Genomic DNA, 14,379 nt, shown 5'->3' with positions numbered 1-14,379 from the left:
TCAGCACGAGGAACAAGGTGCGTTCTCATCCCAGCGGCCCACGGGCGGTGCTGCCAGTGCTCGGGTTCTGGTGCTATACCCCGGAACGAAGCCACATCCGTGATGAGAGACCGTGCTACGGCACCGATACGGCTTGACGGTTCAGGCAGATCGGATGTCTGCGCAGACGCAACATCCGGGCAGTGATCCCGGAGAAGGCGGACCAGGCGGCCAACCGCACGAAGCCACCCCGCGCGAAACGCGGTCAGGGTCGCAGGCATGTTCCTCACCCGTGACTAGGACACCGAATCAGCCGCACCGATCGCGTGCGGCACTTCGGCGTCCTTGTCATCTCCTGAGAACGGAAAGGACCGGCGCGGTCTGGCCACCCGTTACGACAAGGCCCCGTCGGTTATCTGGCTGCCTTCCATCCGCGCCGGCTTGATCGCCGAGGAGTCCATCGCGGGACTGTAGGTCACCGTGGCCTCCAGCACCCCGCTCCCGGACTGTGGGGGGGTGGAAATCAGGTCCGGAAAGTGAGGGAACGGCGCTGCAGCAGCACGGCCACCACGACGATCGACTCCCTCTCGCGCGGATCCCCGAGAGGGGCCCGTCCGCCCGTCCGACTCGAAGCGGCGCCACCGTGACGGAGCCGAGGTCGGCGGGAACGGCGCCATCACGGATCGGTCAGCCGGACGGACGGGGGCAGGGGGGCCGAGGGCGGGGATGGCCGGGCATGCGGCCCGCCACCAAGGTTCAGGAGTCCGCGGGTTCAGCGGAAGAACGGTGGGGGCACTCGATCAGCGTTCCCTTCCGGGCTCGGTGTCGTGATGCGGCGGATGCCGATGGTGGTGTCGATGAGGCTGGTCACGGTGGTCTTGTTCAGGCCCGTCTCCGCGGCGACGAGCGACCTCGATCGCGAACCGTGCTCGCTCACGTGTCGCAGCACGAGGGAGAGGTTGGACCGGCGCACCGTGGCCTGGTCGGCGGGGATCCCCGCCGACCTGACGGGACTCTTCGCGTTCCCGTTCCAACCGCCGTCCCGGCTGTGCCGCACGTCGCGCTCCCAATTAATTTGCATGGTTCGCCGAATTAAAAACACCAGTACGGCGGAGACACAAGCGTCGAAACGTTTCGCCTTGTGTAACACTTTCATAACCTTGCTCTGATTTTTCGCCGACCTGCAACGCGTCCGCCGGTTGCTAATTCGTTACCTGGCTCAGGGGTGCACAGCACGACATCCCCGTGTTACAAACCCAATTAATTGCTCTCAAAGACAAATAAAGACATCGAAGCACCACGGCAACCAGCGCGGCGGCGCGCGCCTTGCCTGACTTAACCCCCCAGGTCAGGAAAGGATCCTCATGTCACCACGTTCTCGGCCCTGGACCCGGTTGCTCGCCACGACGCTGCTGATCACCGCCGGCAGCCTGGCGATCCCCCCGGCTCACGCGGCCCAGACCGCTCAGGCGGCGATCGTCATCCCTCCGTCCGACTACCAACAGGTCCAGCTGGCCGTCGGCGCGGCCAAGCTCGGCGAGGCGATGTCCCTGGCGGTGCTGCCCGACCGGTCGGTGGTCCACACCGCCCGCAACGGCACGGTCCGCGTCACCGACGCGGCGGGCACCACCAAGGTCGCCGCCACGCTCAACGTCTACACGCACGACGAGGAAGGACTGCAGGGCGTCGCGGCGGACCCCGATTTCGCCACGAACCGCTACATCTACCTGTACTACTCGCCGAAGCTGACCACTCCGTCGGGCGACGCCCCCAAGACGGGCACCGACACCGACTTCGCCCCCTGGAAGGGCCATCTCAACCTGTCGCGGTTCGTACTGAAGACCGACGGCACGCTCGACCTCGCCAGCGAGAAGATCGTCCTGGAGGTCCCCAACGACCGCGGGCAGTGCTGCCACGTCGGCGGCGACATCGACTTCGACGCGTCCGGGAACCTGTACCTGACGACAGGGGACGACACCAACCCGTTCGAGTCCAACTCCTACTCGCCCCTCGACGAACAGACCAACCGCAACCCGCAGTTCGACGCCCAGCGCTCCTCGGGCAACACCAACGACCTGCGCGGCAAGGTCCTGCGGATCAAGCCGCAGCCCGACGGCAGCTACACCGTCCCCTCGGGCAACCTCTTCGCGCCCGGCACCGCGAAGACCCGGCCGGAGATCTACGCGATGGGTTTCCGCAACCCGTTCCGGATGTCGGTCGACAAGGCCACCGGCATCGTCTACCTGGGCGACTACGGCCCCGACGCGGGCGCGGCCGACGCCAACCGCGGCCCCGGCGGCCAGGTGGAGTTCAACCGGATCACAGCGCCCGGCAACTACGGCTGGCCGTACTGCACGGGCACCAACACCACCGCCGAGACCTACAACGAGTACACCTTCCCCAGCGGCCCCTCCGGCGCGAAGTACAACTGCGCGGGCGGCCCGGCGAACAACTCCTTCCGCAACACCGGCCTGGCCACGCTCCCCGCGGCCAAGTCGAGCTGGATCAAGTACGGCGACGCGGGCTCGCCACCGGAGTTCGGCGGCGGCTCGGAGTCGCCGATGGGCGGCCCGGTCTACCGCTACGACGCGGCCCTCAACTCCAGCGTCAAGTTCCCCTCCTCGCTGAACGGCCGCTACTTCGCCGGCGAGTACGGCAGGCGCTGGATCAAGGCGATCGAGGTCAAGTCCGACGGCTCCCCCGGTGAGATCTCGGCGTTCCCGTGGACGGGCACCCAGGTCATGGACATGGCCTTCGGCCCGGACGGCGCGCTGTACGTGCTGGACTACGGCACCGGCAGCGACAACCAGGCGCTCTACCGGATCGAGTACATCGGCGGCAGCAACCGCAACCCCGTCGCCAAGGTGGCCGCGGACAAGACCTCCGGCCCCAACCCGCTGGCTGTCGCCTTCTCCTCCGCGGGCAGCTCCGACCCCGAGGGCGGCGCCCTCACCTACTCGTGGAATTTCGGTGACGGCGGGACATCCACCCAGGCCAACCCGTCCCACACCTACACCGTCAACGGCACCTACACGCCGACCCTGACGGTCACCGACCCGACCGGGCTGACCGGGACCGCGAGCGTCGTGGTGACCGTCGGCAACAGCGCGCCGACCGTCTCGCTCACCTCCCCCGGCGACGGCCAGCCGTTCTCCTTCGGTGACACCGTCCCCTTCCAGGTCGGCGTCAGCGACCCGGAGGACGGCGCCGTCGACTGCGCCAAGGTGAAGGTCACATACCTGCTGGGCCACGACAGCCACCGCCACGCGATCACCTCCAAGAACGGCTGCTCCGGGAGCATCGCGGTGCCGATCGACGGTGAGCACGACGCCGCGGCCAACATCTACGGCGTCTTCGACGCGGAGTACACCGACGCCGGCGGCCTGACCACGCACAGCATCCGCGTGCTGCAGCCCCGGCACCGGCAGGCCGAGCACTTCGGCGCGCAGTCCGGTGTCCAGCCGGCCGACCACACCTCCGCCGAGGGCGCCCGGACGGCCGGGTTCATCGACAACGGCGACTGGGTCTCCTTCCAGCCCTACGTGCTGTCCAACGTCAAGAGCGCGTCCTTCCGGGTCTCCTCGGCCGGAGCGGGCGGGACCATCGAGGTGCGGGCGGGTTCTGCCACCGGCACCCTCCTCGGCACGGCCACCGTGCCGGTGACCGGCAGCTGGGAGACCTTCACCAACGTCACCACGGGTATCTCCAACGCACCCGCCGGAAGCACCACCCTGTTCCTGGTGTTCAAGGGCCCGACCGGCTCGGGCAACCTGTTCGACGTGGACGCCTTCACCTTCGCCACCGGGACGTCCACCACGGCCGAGGCGGAGTCCTACACCTCCACCTCGGGCGTGCAGATCGCCGACCACACCTCGGCCAGCGGCGGCAAAACCGCCGGATACATCGAAAACGGCGACTGGACCGGCTACTCCACCATCACCACGACAGGCGCCACCGCCTTCAGCGCCCGCATCTCCTCCGCCGGATCCGGCGGAACCATCCAGATCCGCTCCGGATCAGCCACCGGCACCCTCCTCGGCTCGGTCACCGCACCGAACACCGGAAGCTGGGAAACCTTCCAGAACGTCTCCACCCCCCTCACCGGATCAGCCACCGGCCCCCTCTTCCTCGTCTTCACCGGAGGCAGCGGCTACCTGTTCGACGTCGACACCCTCACCCTCACCAAGTGACCCGGCTCCCGGTGCGGCGGCGCTCCCGCCGCACCGGGCCTCACCCGACGAAAGGACAGCCATGCGGAACCTCATCCGGGGTGGCCTGGCGACCGTCGTGGCCGCGCTGGTAGGCGCGACCACGTTCATCCCCACGGCCGCGCAGGCGGCCGACCCCGCCTACCAGGTGCTGGTCTTCTCCAAGACCGCCGGTTTCCGGCACAGCTCGATCCCGGTGGGCGTCCAGGCCGTCCGCGACCTGGGCGCGGCGAACAACTTCACCGTCACCGCCACCGAGGACGCCGCGGCCTTCACCACGGCCAACCTGGCGCGATACAGAGCGGTGGTGTTCCTCAGCACCACCGGTGACGTGCTCGACAGCTCCCAGCAGGCCGCCTTCGAGTCCTATGTCAACGGCGGTGGCGGCTACGTCGGCGTCCACGCCGCCGCCGACACCGAGTACGGCTGGCCGTACTACGGAGACCTGGTCGGCGCCTGGTTCAAAGGGCACCCGGCGATCCAGCAGGCGACGGTCAAGACCGAGGACCGGGCGCACGCGGCCACCGCCCATCTGAGCCCGACCTGGTCGAGAAGCGACGAGTGGTACAACTACCGCACCAATCCCCGGAACACCGCCCGCGTGCTGCAGAGCCTCGACGAGAGCAGCTACAGCGGCGGCGACATGGGCGACCACCCGATCACCTGGTGTCACCCGGTGTCGTCCGGCCGGTCGTTCTACACCGGTCTCGGGCACACGGACAGCTCCTACGCCGAGCCCGCCTTCCGCTCGCTGCTCCTCGGCGGCATCCGCTACGCAGCGGGGACGGCCAAGGCAGACTGCCGGCCGGAGACCGGCTACACCACCCTGTTCAACGGCTCGACCACCGGCTGGACACAGACCGGACCGGGCGGCTTCACCAACACCGACGCCACCCTCACCTCCACCGGGGGCATGGGCGTGCTGTGGTACTCGGCGAAGAAGTACTTCTCCTACTCCCTCAAGCTGGACTGGAGGGTCGCCGGCGACGACAACTCGGGCGTCTTCGTGGGCCTGCCCGCCTCCGACCCTCTCAACGGCTCGAAGGGGTACGAGGTCCAGATCGACGCCACCGACACCCCCGACCGCACCACCGGGGCCGTCTACGCGGTCAAGGCCCCCGACACCGCCGCCCGTGACGCGGCCCTGAATCCGCCGGGCGCGTGGAACACCTACGAGCTCCTCGTCCAGGGCGAGCGGCTGCAGGTCTTCCTCAACGGTGTCAGGATCAACGACTTCACCAACACCGACCCTTCCCGCAGCCTGCGGGAAGGGCACATCGGCATCCAGAACCACAGCGCGGGCGACGACGTGGCGTTCCGCAACATCCGGATCAAGGAACTCGGCGGCGGCTCGACCACGGCCGAGGCGGAGTCCTACACCTCCACCTCGGGCGTGCAGATCGCCGACCACACCTCGGCCAGCGGCGGCAAAACCGCCGGATACATCGAAAACGGCGACTGGACCGGCTACTCCACCATCACCACGACAGGCGCCACCGCCTTCAGCGCCCGCATCTCCTCCGCCGGATCCGGCGGAACCATCCAGATCCGCTCCGGATCAGCCACCGGCACCCTCCTCGGCACGGTCACCGCACCGAACACCGGAAGCTGGGAAACCTTCCAGAACGTCTCCACCCCCCTCACCGGATCAGCCACCGGCCCCCTCTTCCTCGTCTTCACCGGAGGCAGCGGCTACCTGTTCGACGTCGACACCCTCACCCTCACCAGGTGAGCCACGGCTCGTGGCGCGCCACGCCGGCGCGCCACGAGCCCTCTCTAGCTGCGGAAGACCTGGAACTCCGCGACCTGCCCGGCAGGCCAGCCGGTGTTCCCGGTGACGGCCAGCCGGAGGTGGCGCTGGGTGGCGGCGGGGAAGGTGATGGTCACGGTGTTACCGGTGGCCGGGTCGAAGGTGCGGCCGGCGGGCGGGGAGAGCGTCGAGAAGACCGAGCCGTCCTGGCTGCCGAGGACCGAGATGGTCTGGGTCCTGGCACCCCAGGCCGGCGACGGCGGCAGCCTGAGGACGATCTTGCTGACGCTGCTCGCGACACCCAGGTCGACGGTGATGGACTGGGGGAAGGAGTGGTTGAGGCTCTCCCAGTAGGAGTTGGCGTTGCCGTCGTTGGCGTTGGCCGCGGGGTAGCCACCGGTGGCGCTGCTCGCCGTGATCGCCCTGCCCGCCGCCAGGTCGGGGTTGGGCGGCGCGACCTCACCGGCGAACTGGTTGACCCAGTACTCCGTCCGATCGAGGTAGGCGGTCTCCGCGCCGGCGCCCGTCTTGCCGTAGGCCCCCGCGAAAGTCTGGTAGCCGAGTCCTGCGGGCGGGGTGGAACTCGCCGGTTCGATGACCGACCCCTCGTGCCATTCGTTGAACGAGGTGACGGAGACCCAGCTCGGCGACCCGCCGGTGGCCGGAGCCAGCGCGTTGCGCCACTCCAGGTCGTAGGTCGCGCCGTTGTCGCGGCCCAGCGTCGGGGTGGTGTTGCCGGGAACCGCCCGGTCGTCGAGGTAGCCGGGACCCACGGACGGCGCCCAGACGAGGCCGTTCGCCCTGCAGAAGTCGCCCGCCTGCTTCCAGCCCGGGGCCGTCGCGCCGGCGATCGCGTCGTAGGTGTACATCCCGCCGAAGTGCGCGACCTTGGTGGTGTCGGTGGTCTGCGCCAGCACGATGCTGTGCGCGCGTACCTGGTCCAGGGCGGACCAGTCGGCGATCCGCAGGCTCTCGAAGACGTAGAAGGCACCGCGATCGCCGTGCTCGGCGTCGCGATAGAACGCCGGGCTGCTCCCGTAGCGGGAGTTGATGTAGGCGATGTCGGCCACCGTCGAGGCCGCCGTACGGCCGGCGTAGGGTTCGAGATGCCAGGCGACCTTGATCCCGAATCGCGCCGCCGCGTCGAGCACCCCGGCGGCGAGCCGATCCTCGTAGGAGCCCTGCCCCCACCAGCTGAAGACGATGGTCCCGGCACCCGAGCGCTGGATCCAGCGCATGTGCTGCGTCACCGCGCCTGCGAAATCCCCGGAGTCGTAGGCGCCGAGCGAGGGGTAGAGGTCCGCGCCCACGTCGCCGGGCGGAGTGTGGCCGCCCTGCTGCCAGTGCCGGTAGCCGCCGGACACGGCCGGGCTGCCGTACCAGGGGTAGTAGAACAGGTGGACGTCCGAGGCGGTGTGCTCCTCCGCGACGACCGCTCCGGCGGCCAGAGCCGCCGGCGCTCCGGGGGTTGTCAAGCCCGCAGTCAGGAGCAGGGCGGTGACGGCCGCCGCGCTTCGCCAGTTCCGCATGGGTGAATCACTCCTCGTGTCGGCGTGGTCTTCCGGTGGACGAGACTCCTCACCACCGCGACGGCTGCGCTCCAGCCACTCCTTTCAATGAAATTCCATCGCCCATCTATCAAATTTCATATTTTGCGCTGGAATTTACGCAGCTTGCCGCATTAAAAGACGCCATCCAGTACGGCGCAAGCGTCGAAACGTTCCACACGCCGTAACGTTTCGGCAACATGTAGGCGTGTCGCCCCCTGTGGGGCAGGAGCGACAGGTGCGAAGTCGTTATCAGGGCAAGCTGTACGGCCTACTCTGCCGGTGTTAGAAATCGATTAATTGCTCTTGAAGACATATAAAGGCCGGTGACCGCATGACGCAGGGGCAGCACTTCACCCGCCTGGCGGGGAGCGGTGCCCAACCGGCGGGTCACGCCTCGCTGCGCCGGACGAACCTGTCGCTCGTGCTGCGCCACCTGCGTGACCACGGCTCCAGCTCGCGCGCCGACATCGCGGAGGCGACGGGCCTGCACCGGGCCACCGTGTCCAACCTGATGGCGGAACTCCTCGACCGGCGGCTGGTCCGTGAGGTCGGCATCGAGCACGCGGGCGCGGTCGGCCGCCCCCGGCGGGCGGTGGCACTCGACGGCGCCCATGTCGGGATCCTCGGCCTGGAGATCAATGTGGACTACGTCGCGGTCCACGGCACCGACCTGAGCGGGCGCGTCCTGGTGGAGCGTCGCGTCGGCTTCGACGCGATGGGCAGCGGCCCCAACCACTCGCTGCGCGAACTCGGCCGGGTGGCCCGGCAGGCCATCGACGAGCTCACCCGTGCCGGGGCCGGGCGGTCCGCCACCGGAACGCCGGGCGGCGGGCCGTCCGGCATCGGGATGGCCGGCATCGGCGTGGCCGTCCCCGGCCTGGTGGACGTGGGCCACGGCGTGGTCGCGCTCGCGCCGAACCTCGGCTGGCGTGACGTCGCGCTCGCCTCCCGGCTGTCCGTCGCGCTCGGCGACGTGCATGTCCCGGTGACGGTGGACAACGACGCCAACCTCGCCGCGCTGGCCGAATACACCTCGGGCGTCGCCGCGGGGACATCCGACATGGTCTATCTGACGGGCGAGGTCGGCGTGGGCGGCGGCATCATCGTCGACGGCCGCCTGCTGCGCGGCGCGGACGGTTTCTCCGGCGAGGTCGGCCACATGCCCGTCGACCCAGGAGGGCTCCGGTGCGGGTGCGGGCGCAACGGCTGCTGGGAGACGAAGGTCGGGCTCGCCGCGCTGGTGCGCATGGCGACCCCGGACCAGGCCTACGGGCTGGGGACCGCCCCGGTGCCCGATCCCGAGGAGAGGGTGGCGGAGATCGCCCGGGGACTGGCCGGAGGTGACCCGCTGATGCTCGGCGCGGTGGCCGAGGTCGGCCGCTGGCTCGGGCTGGGCGGTTCGATCCTGGTCAACCTCTTCAACCCCCGGGTCATCGTCGTCGGCGGCTACTTCGCCACGCTGGCCGAGTGGCTCCTCCCTTTCGCCCAGGCGGAGCTGGAAAATCTGATCATCGCCGGTCCCGCCGCCCGGTGCCGCTTCGTCGCCTCCGACCTCGGATTCGGCGCCGCGTCACTGGGCGCCGCCAACGTTGTGATCAACCAGCTCGTCGACGATCCCACCGCGATCGGCCCGGCGCGTGTCGGGCCGGCGCGTGTCGGACCGGCGCGTGTCGGACCGGCGCGTGTCGGACCGGTGGCCCCCCAGCCCTCGGCCCCCTGAGGGTCCGTCCCGTTCCTGGACAGACCTCCCCGATCACGGCATCTCCTCGTGCCCTTCCACGTAGACCTCAAACCGGGCCTTCGCGGACGTTCAACAGAAGTCAAATGTCTGTTGGCGTACGCGGGGAAATGCATGACAGACAACCGGGTAGGGAAGCGCCATGAACGACGGAGCCGATACGACACGACGGGATGCCTCAACCCCGATCACCGCGGACATCCGGCTGTCGGTCAACCGGACCGAGTACCCGATCACCGTGGACACGAGGGAGACGCTCCTTGACACCCTGCGCGAACGGCTTGACCTGATCGGCGCGAAGAAGGGCTGCGACCACGGGCAGTGCGGGGCCTGCACGGTGCTGGTGAACGGGCGGCGGGTGAAGTCCTGCCTGACGCTGACGGTGACCCTCGGAGAGGAGGAGATCACCACGGTGGAGGGGCTCGCCGACGGCGACACCCCGCATCCGCTGCAGACCGCGTTCGTCGAGAACGACGCCTTCCAATGCGGCTACTGCACGCCGGGACAGCTCTGCTCGGCGGCCGGGATGCTGGCCGAGGCGGCCGCGGGATGGCCGAGCGTGGTCACCGAGGACGTGAGCACCTCCCCACGCCTCGACGGAAGGGAGATCCGCGAGCGGATGAACGGCAACCTGTGCCGCTGCGGAGCCTACGTCAACATCGTCGCGGCGATCGCGGAGGTGGCACCGTGAGACCCTTCGCCTACCAGCGGGTCACGGACGCACAGGCGGCGGTGGCCGCGCTGGGCGAGCGGCCCGACGCCATGTACCTGGGCGGTGGCACGAACCTGGTCGACCTGATGCGGCTGGGCGTCGTCTCACCCGACGCCCTGGTGGACGTCACCCGGGTCGCCTCCGGAACGATCGAGGACACCGCGGGCGGCGGCCTGCTGATCGGCGCGGGCGTGCGGAACAGCGACCTGGCGGCCCATCCGACCGTGCGGCGCCGGTATCCGATGCTGGCCGAGGCGGTGCTGTCGGGCGCGTCGGGCCAGATCCGCAACATGGCCACGGTCGGCGGCAACCTGCTGCAGCGCACCCGCTGCTCCTACTTCCAGGACGTCTCCAAGCCGTGCAACAAGCGGCAGCCCGGTTCGGGCTGCCCGGCTGTCGAGGGCGACCACCGCAACCTGGCGATCATCGGCCACTCCACCGCCTGTGTGGCCACCCACCCCTCCGACATGGCCGTGGCGCTGGCCGCGCTCGGCGCGACCGTGCACGTGGAGGGGCGGAACGGGGCACGGCAGGTGCCGATGCCCGGGCTGCACCGGCTGCCCGGCGACGAGCCGGACCGCGACACCGTCCTGGAACCGGGTGACCTGATCACCGCGGTGGAACTGCCGGCGCTGCCGTTCACGACCCGATCGAAGTACCGCAAGGTGCGCGACCGGGCCTCCTTCGCCTTCGCGGTGGTGTCGGTGGCGGTCGCGCTGGACATGTCCGACGGCGTGGTCCGGGACTGCCGGATCGCGCTCGGCGGGATCGCGCACGTGCCCTGGCGGGCGGAGCTCGCCGAGGAGGCGCTGCGCGGGGCTCCCGCCACCGCGGCCGAGTTCGCCCGGGCCGCGGACGCGGAACTGGCCCAGGCCCGCCCGCTGCCGGAGAACGGGTTCAAGGTGCCACTCGCCCGCAACGTGCTGATCCGTACCCTCACCGACCTCGTGGAGACGCCATGACCACCACGGTTCCGTCGTCCGTCGGCTCGGCACTGGACCGGGTCGAGAGCCCTGACAAGGTCACCGGCCACGCCCGGTACGCCTTCGAGCACTCCCCGCGCGACGTGGCCTACGCGGTGCCGGTACAGGCCACCATCGCCCGGGGCGAGGTCCGCACCGTCGACGTCGACGCCGTCCTCAAGTGCCCCGGCGTGATCGCCGCCATCTGGTACGCCAACGCCCCCAAACTGGCCCCCGCCGACAATCCCGAGCTGTCCGTGCTGCAGTCCCCCCGGGTCTCCTACCGGGGCCAGTACGTCGCGCTCGTGGTGGCGGAGACGCTCCAGGACGCCAGGGAGGCGGCCAGGACGATGAAAGTGGAGTACGCCACCGAGCAGCACGACGTCGAGCTGCGCGCCGATCATCCAGGTATGTACCGGCCGAATCGGGTTAATCCAAACTTCCCCGCCGACGTCGAGCAGGGTGATCCGGACGCCGCCCTCGCAGGCGCTCCGGTCGTGGTGGACGCCACCTACACCACGCCGGCCGAGCACCAGAACCCGATGGAGCCGCACGCGACGGTCGCCGAATGGGACGGTGACGGGCTGACGCTCCACGACTCCAATCAGGGGTCCTCCGTGGTCCGTGACACCGTCGCGTCCCTGTTCGGCATGCCTCCCGCGAACGTACGGGTGATCTCCCCGCACGTGGGCGGGGGGTTCGGGTCCAAGGGGACTCCACACCCGCACGTGATCCTCGCGGCGCTCGCCGCCAAGCAGACCGGCCGCCCGGTCAAGCTCGCGGTGACCCGGCAGCAGATGTTCGCGGTGACCGGCTACCGCACCCCGACGATCCAGCGGGTACGGCTCGGCGCGGACGCCGACGGGCGGCTGCGCGCGATCGTGCACGAGGCGTTCGAGCAGAGCTCCACGCTCCGGGAGTTCGCCGAGCAGACCACCACGCCCACCCGGATGATGTACGCCGCGCCCGACCGGCGCACCACTCACCGGCTGGTCCGGCTCGACGTCCCCACCCCGTCCTGGATGCGCGCGCCCGGCGAGACCCCGGGGATGTTCGCACTGGAATCGGCGATGGACGAGCTGGCGATCGCCTGCGAGCTCGACCCGGTCGAGCTGCGGATCCGCAACGAACCGGACGCCGACCCCGAGAGCGGGCTGCCGTTCAGCTCCCGCAACCTGGTGGCCTGCCTGCGCGACGGCGTACGGCGGTTCGGGTGGACCGACCGCGACCCCACGCCGGGAGTCCGGCGCCGGGGCAGGTGGCTGGTCGGAACCGGGGTGGCGTCGTCCACCTATCCGGCCTACCGGAGTCCGTCGCAGGCGAGCGCCCGGGCCGAGCAGGACGGCCGGTTCACCGTACGGATCGCGGCCTCCGACATCGGCACCGGCGCGCGGACGGTGCTGACCCAGATCGCCGCCGACGCGCTGCGCACCTCGGCGGACCGGGTCCAGGTGGAGATCGGCGACAGCTCGCTGCCCACCGCCTCACTGGCCGGCGGGTCGATGGGGACGGCCTCGTGGGGCACGGCCGTGGTGCGGGCCTGCGAGGCGCTGGTGGACGAGCTCGACCGGCGGGGCGGCGACCTGCCCGCCGGCGGCGTCGAGGCGAGCGCCGACACGACAGAGGAGATCAAGGGGCGGCAGCGGTTCGCGCGCCACGCCTTCGGTGCGCAGTTCGCCGAGGTGGGCGTGGACACCGACACCGGAGAGACGCGGATGCTGCGGCTGCTCGGGGTGTTCGCCGCGGGCCGGATCGTCAACCCGAAGACCGCACGCTCGCAGTTCATCGGCGGCATGACCATGGGCTTGTCGATGGCCCTGCTGGAGGAGAGCGTCATGGACCGCGAGTTCGGCGACTACCTCAACCACGACTTCGCCCAATATCACATCGCCACCTGCGCGGACGTGCCCGACATCGAGGCGTTCTGGGTCGAGGAGGAGGATCCGCACCTCAACCCGATGGGGTCCAAGGGCATCGGGGAGATCGGGATCGTCGGCACCGCGGCGGCGGTCGCCAACGCGGTGCACCACGCCACCGGCGTGCGCATCCGCGACCTGCCGATCCGCCTGGACAAGCTGGTGAGGTAGGGCGGCCGGCCCGGAGGCTCGTCGCGTGCTCCCCCGGCGGGGAGCACGCGGCGGGCCCCTCCGCCGGAAGGGCGTCCCGTCAGGTGGAGGCGGCCAGCATGCCGTGCGGGTCCAGCACGTATTTGCACGCGGCGCCCTTGTCGAAGTCCGCGTATCCCTGGGGTGCCTGGTCCAGCGGGATCGGCATGGCGTTGACCGCCTTGGCGATCTGCACCCGGTCGTTCAGGATCGCCATCATCAGCTGGCGGTTGTACCGCATGACGGGGCACTGCCCGGTGGCGAAGGAGAGCGACTTGGCCCAGCCGAGGCCGAGGCGGATGGACAGGGAGCCGTGCTTGGCCGCCTCGTCGGAGGCTCCGGGGTCGCCGGTCACGTACAGTCCCGGGATGCCGAGCGCGCCGCCGGCGCGGGTGATCTCCATGAGCGAGTTGAGCACGGTGGCGGGCTGTTCGGTGTCCGACTGGGCGCCGTGGCCGCGGGCCTCGAATCCGACGGCGTCGACGCCGCAGTCCACCTCGGGTACGCCGAGGATCTGCTCGATCTGGTCCTTCGGTTCGCCCTGGGAGACGTCGACGGTCTCGCAGCCGAAGCTGCGGGCCTGGGCGAGGCGGTCCTTGTTCAGGTCGCCGATGATGACCACGGCGGCCCCGAGCAGGAACGCCGAGACCCCGGCGGCGAGCCCGACCGGGCCGGCCCCCGCGATGTAGACGGTCGATCCCGGTCCCACCCCTGCGGTGACACAGCCGTGGAAACCGGTCGGGAAGATGTCCGTGAGCATGGCCAGGTCGAGGATCTTCTCCATCGCCTGCTCCTTGTCCGGAAATTTCAGTAGATTCCAGTCGGCGTAGGGGACGAGCACGTACTTGGCCTGCCCGCCGGGCCAGCCGCCCATGTCGACGTACCCGTAGGCCGAACCGGGCCGGTCGGGGTTGACGTTCTCGCAGACGCCGGTCTTGCCCTCCTTGCAGTTGCGGCAGCGGCCGCAGGCGATGTTGAAGGGGACCGAGACGAGGTCGCCCACCTTGATGAACTCCACGTCCGGGCCGACCTCGACGACCTCACCGGTGATCTCGTGGCCGAGGATGAGCCCCGGAGGCGCGGTGGTACGGCCGCGGACCATGTGCTGGTCGCTGCCGCAGATGTTCGTCGCGATGGCCTTGACGATCGCGCCGTGCCGGACCTTGCGCCCCACGTTGGCCGGGTTGACCCCGGGTCCGTCCTTGAGCTCGAACTCGGGGTAGGCGATGGTCTCGACCTCCACTTTGCCCGGCCCCTGGTAGGTGACGCCCTTGTTATCCGGCATGACGCTTTCCCTCCTCGCCGGAAACACCGGCGGAGTGGCCATCTCCCCGTGGAGAGCGGCGACGGCCGGACCGGGACCGGAGGTGATGAG

General features: G+C 69.9%; 10 protein-coding genes. 7 read left to right on the top strand and 3 right to left on the bottom strand.

The window, feature by feature from the left end:
• Window positions 1-751 precede the first annotated feature (751 nt).
• Window positions 752-1,036 carry a hypothetical protein gene (locus FHR32_RS40550; RefSeq protein ID WP_184759887.1) on the bottom strand — a complete coding sequence of 95 codons (285 nt, stop codon included), beginning with the start codon at window positions 1,034-1,036 and terminating at the stop codon, window positions 752-754.
• A gap of 307 nt (window positions 1,037-1,343) precedes the next feature.
• Here FHR32_RS40550 and FHR32_RS40545 point away from each other — a divergent pair, with 307 nt between their 5' ends.
• Together FHR32_RS40545 and FHR32_RS40540 are read left to right on the top strand one after the other, a co-directional pair.
• Window positions 1,344-4,169, top strand: coding sequence for a carbohydrate-binding protein (locus FHR32_RS40545; RefSeq protein ID WP_184759886.1), 2,826 nt, complete (start codon window positions 1,344-1,346; stop codon window positions 4,167-4,169).
• A 61-nt stretch (window positions 4,170-4,230) separates the two neighbouring features.
• Window positions 4,231-5,919 carry a ThuA domain-containing protein gene (locus FHR32_RS40540; protein WP_184759885.1) on the top strand — a complete coding sequence of 563 codons (1,689 nt, stop codon included), beginning with the start codon at window positions 4,231-4,233 and terminating at the stop codon, window positions 5,917-5,919.
• A 44-nt stretch (window positions 5,920-5,963) separates the two neighbouring features.
• On the opposite strand, the gene FHR32_RS40530 is transcribed toward FHR32_RS40540, so the two are convergent.
• Window positions 5,964-7,466, bottom strand: coding sequence for a discoidin domain-containing protein (locus FHR32_RS40530; protein ID WP_221466865.1), 1,503 nt, complete (start codon window positions 7,464-7,466; stop codon window positions 5,964-5,966).
• Window positions 7,467-7,501: 35 nt separating this feature from the next.
• Between FHR32_RS40530 and FHR32_RS40525 the strand changes: the two genes are divergently transcribed.
• From FHR32_RS40525 to FHR32_RS40505, 5 genes are all read left to right on the top strand, one after another.
• A complete protein-coding gene (locus tag FHR32_RS40525) occupies window positions 7,502-7,672 on the top strand; it encodes a hypothetical protein (RefSeq protein WP_184759884.1) in 171 nt (56 codons plus the stop codon).
• A 146-nt stretch (window positions 7,673-7,818) separates the two neighbouring features.
• On the top strand, window positions 7,819-9,207 hold the full coding sequence (locus FHR32_RS40520; RefSeq protein ID WP_246468560.1) for an ROK family transcriptional regulator: 1,389 nt from the start codon (window positions 7,819-7,821) through the stop codon (window positions 9,205-9,207).
• A 160-nt stretch (window positions 9,208-9,367) separates the two neighbouring features.
• The gene (locus FHR32_RS40515; RefSeq protein ID WP_184759883.1) at window positions 9,368-9,916 is read left to right on the top strand and encodes a 2Fe-2S iron-sulfur cluster-binding protein; all 549 of its coding nucleotides are present in this window, start codon (window positions 9,368-9,370) and stop codon (window positions 9,914-9,916) included.
• Window positions 9,913-10,899 carry an FAD binding domain-containing protein gene (locus tag FHR32_RS40510; protein WP_184759882.1) on the top strand — a complete coding sequence of 329 codons (987 nt, stop codon included), beginning with the start codon at window positions 9,913-9,915 and terminating at the stop codon, window positions 10,897-10,899. The genes FHR32_RS40515 and FHR32_RS40510 overlap by 4 nt, the downstream gene beginning before the upstream one ends.
• Window positions 10,896-12,986, top strand: coding sequence for a xanthine dehydrogenase family protein molybdopterin-binding subunit (locus FHR32_RS40505; protein ID WP_184759881.1), 2,091 nt, complete (start codon window positions 10,896-10,898; stop codon window positions 12,984-12,986). Before FHR32_RS40510 ends, FHR32_RS40505 begins: the two co-directional genes overlap by 4 nt.
• A gap of 79 nt (window positions 12,987-13,065) precedes the next feature.
• Here the strand turns inward: FHR32_RS40505 and fdhA are convergent, their stop codons facing one another.
• On the bottom strand, window positions 13,066-14,289 hold the full coding sequence (gene fdhA, locus FHR32_RS40500; RefSeq protein ID WP_184759880.1) for a formaldehyde dehydrogenase, glutathione-independent: 1,224 nt from the start codon (window positions 14,287-14,289) through the stop codon (window positions 13,066-13,068).
• Window positions 14,290-14,379 lie beyond the last annotated feature (90 nt).

The sequence above is a fragment of the Streptosporangium album genome (genome assembly GCF_014203795.1).
Classification (GTDB): domain Bacteria; phylum Actinomycetota; class Actinomycetes; order Streptosporangiales; family Streptosporangiaceae; genus Streptosporangium; species Streptosporangium album.
Note: the sequence above shows the minus strand (reverse complement) of the source record. Positions and strands in the feature narration are given on the sequence as shown.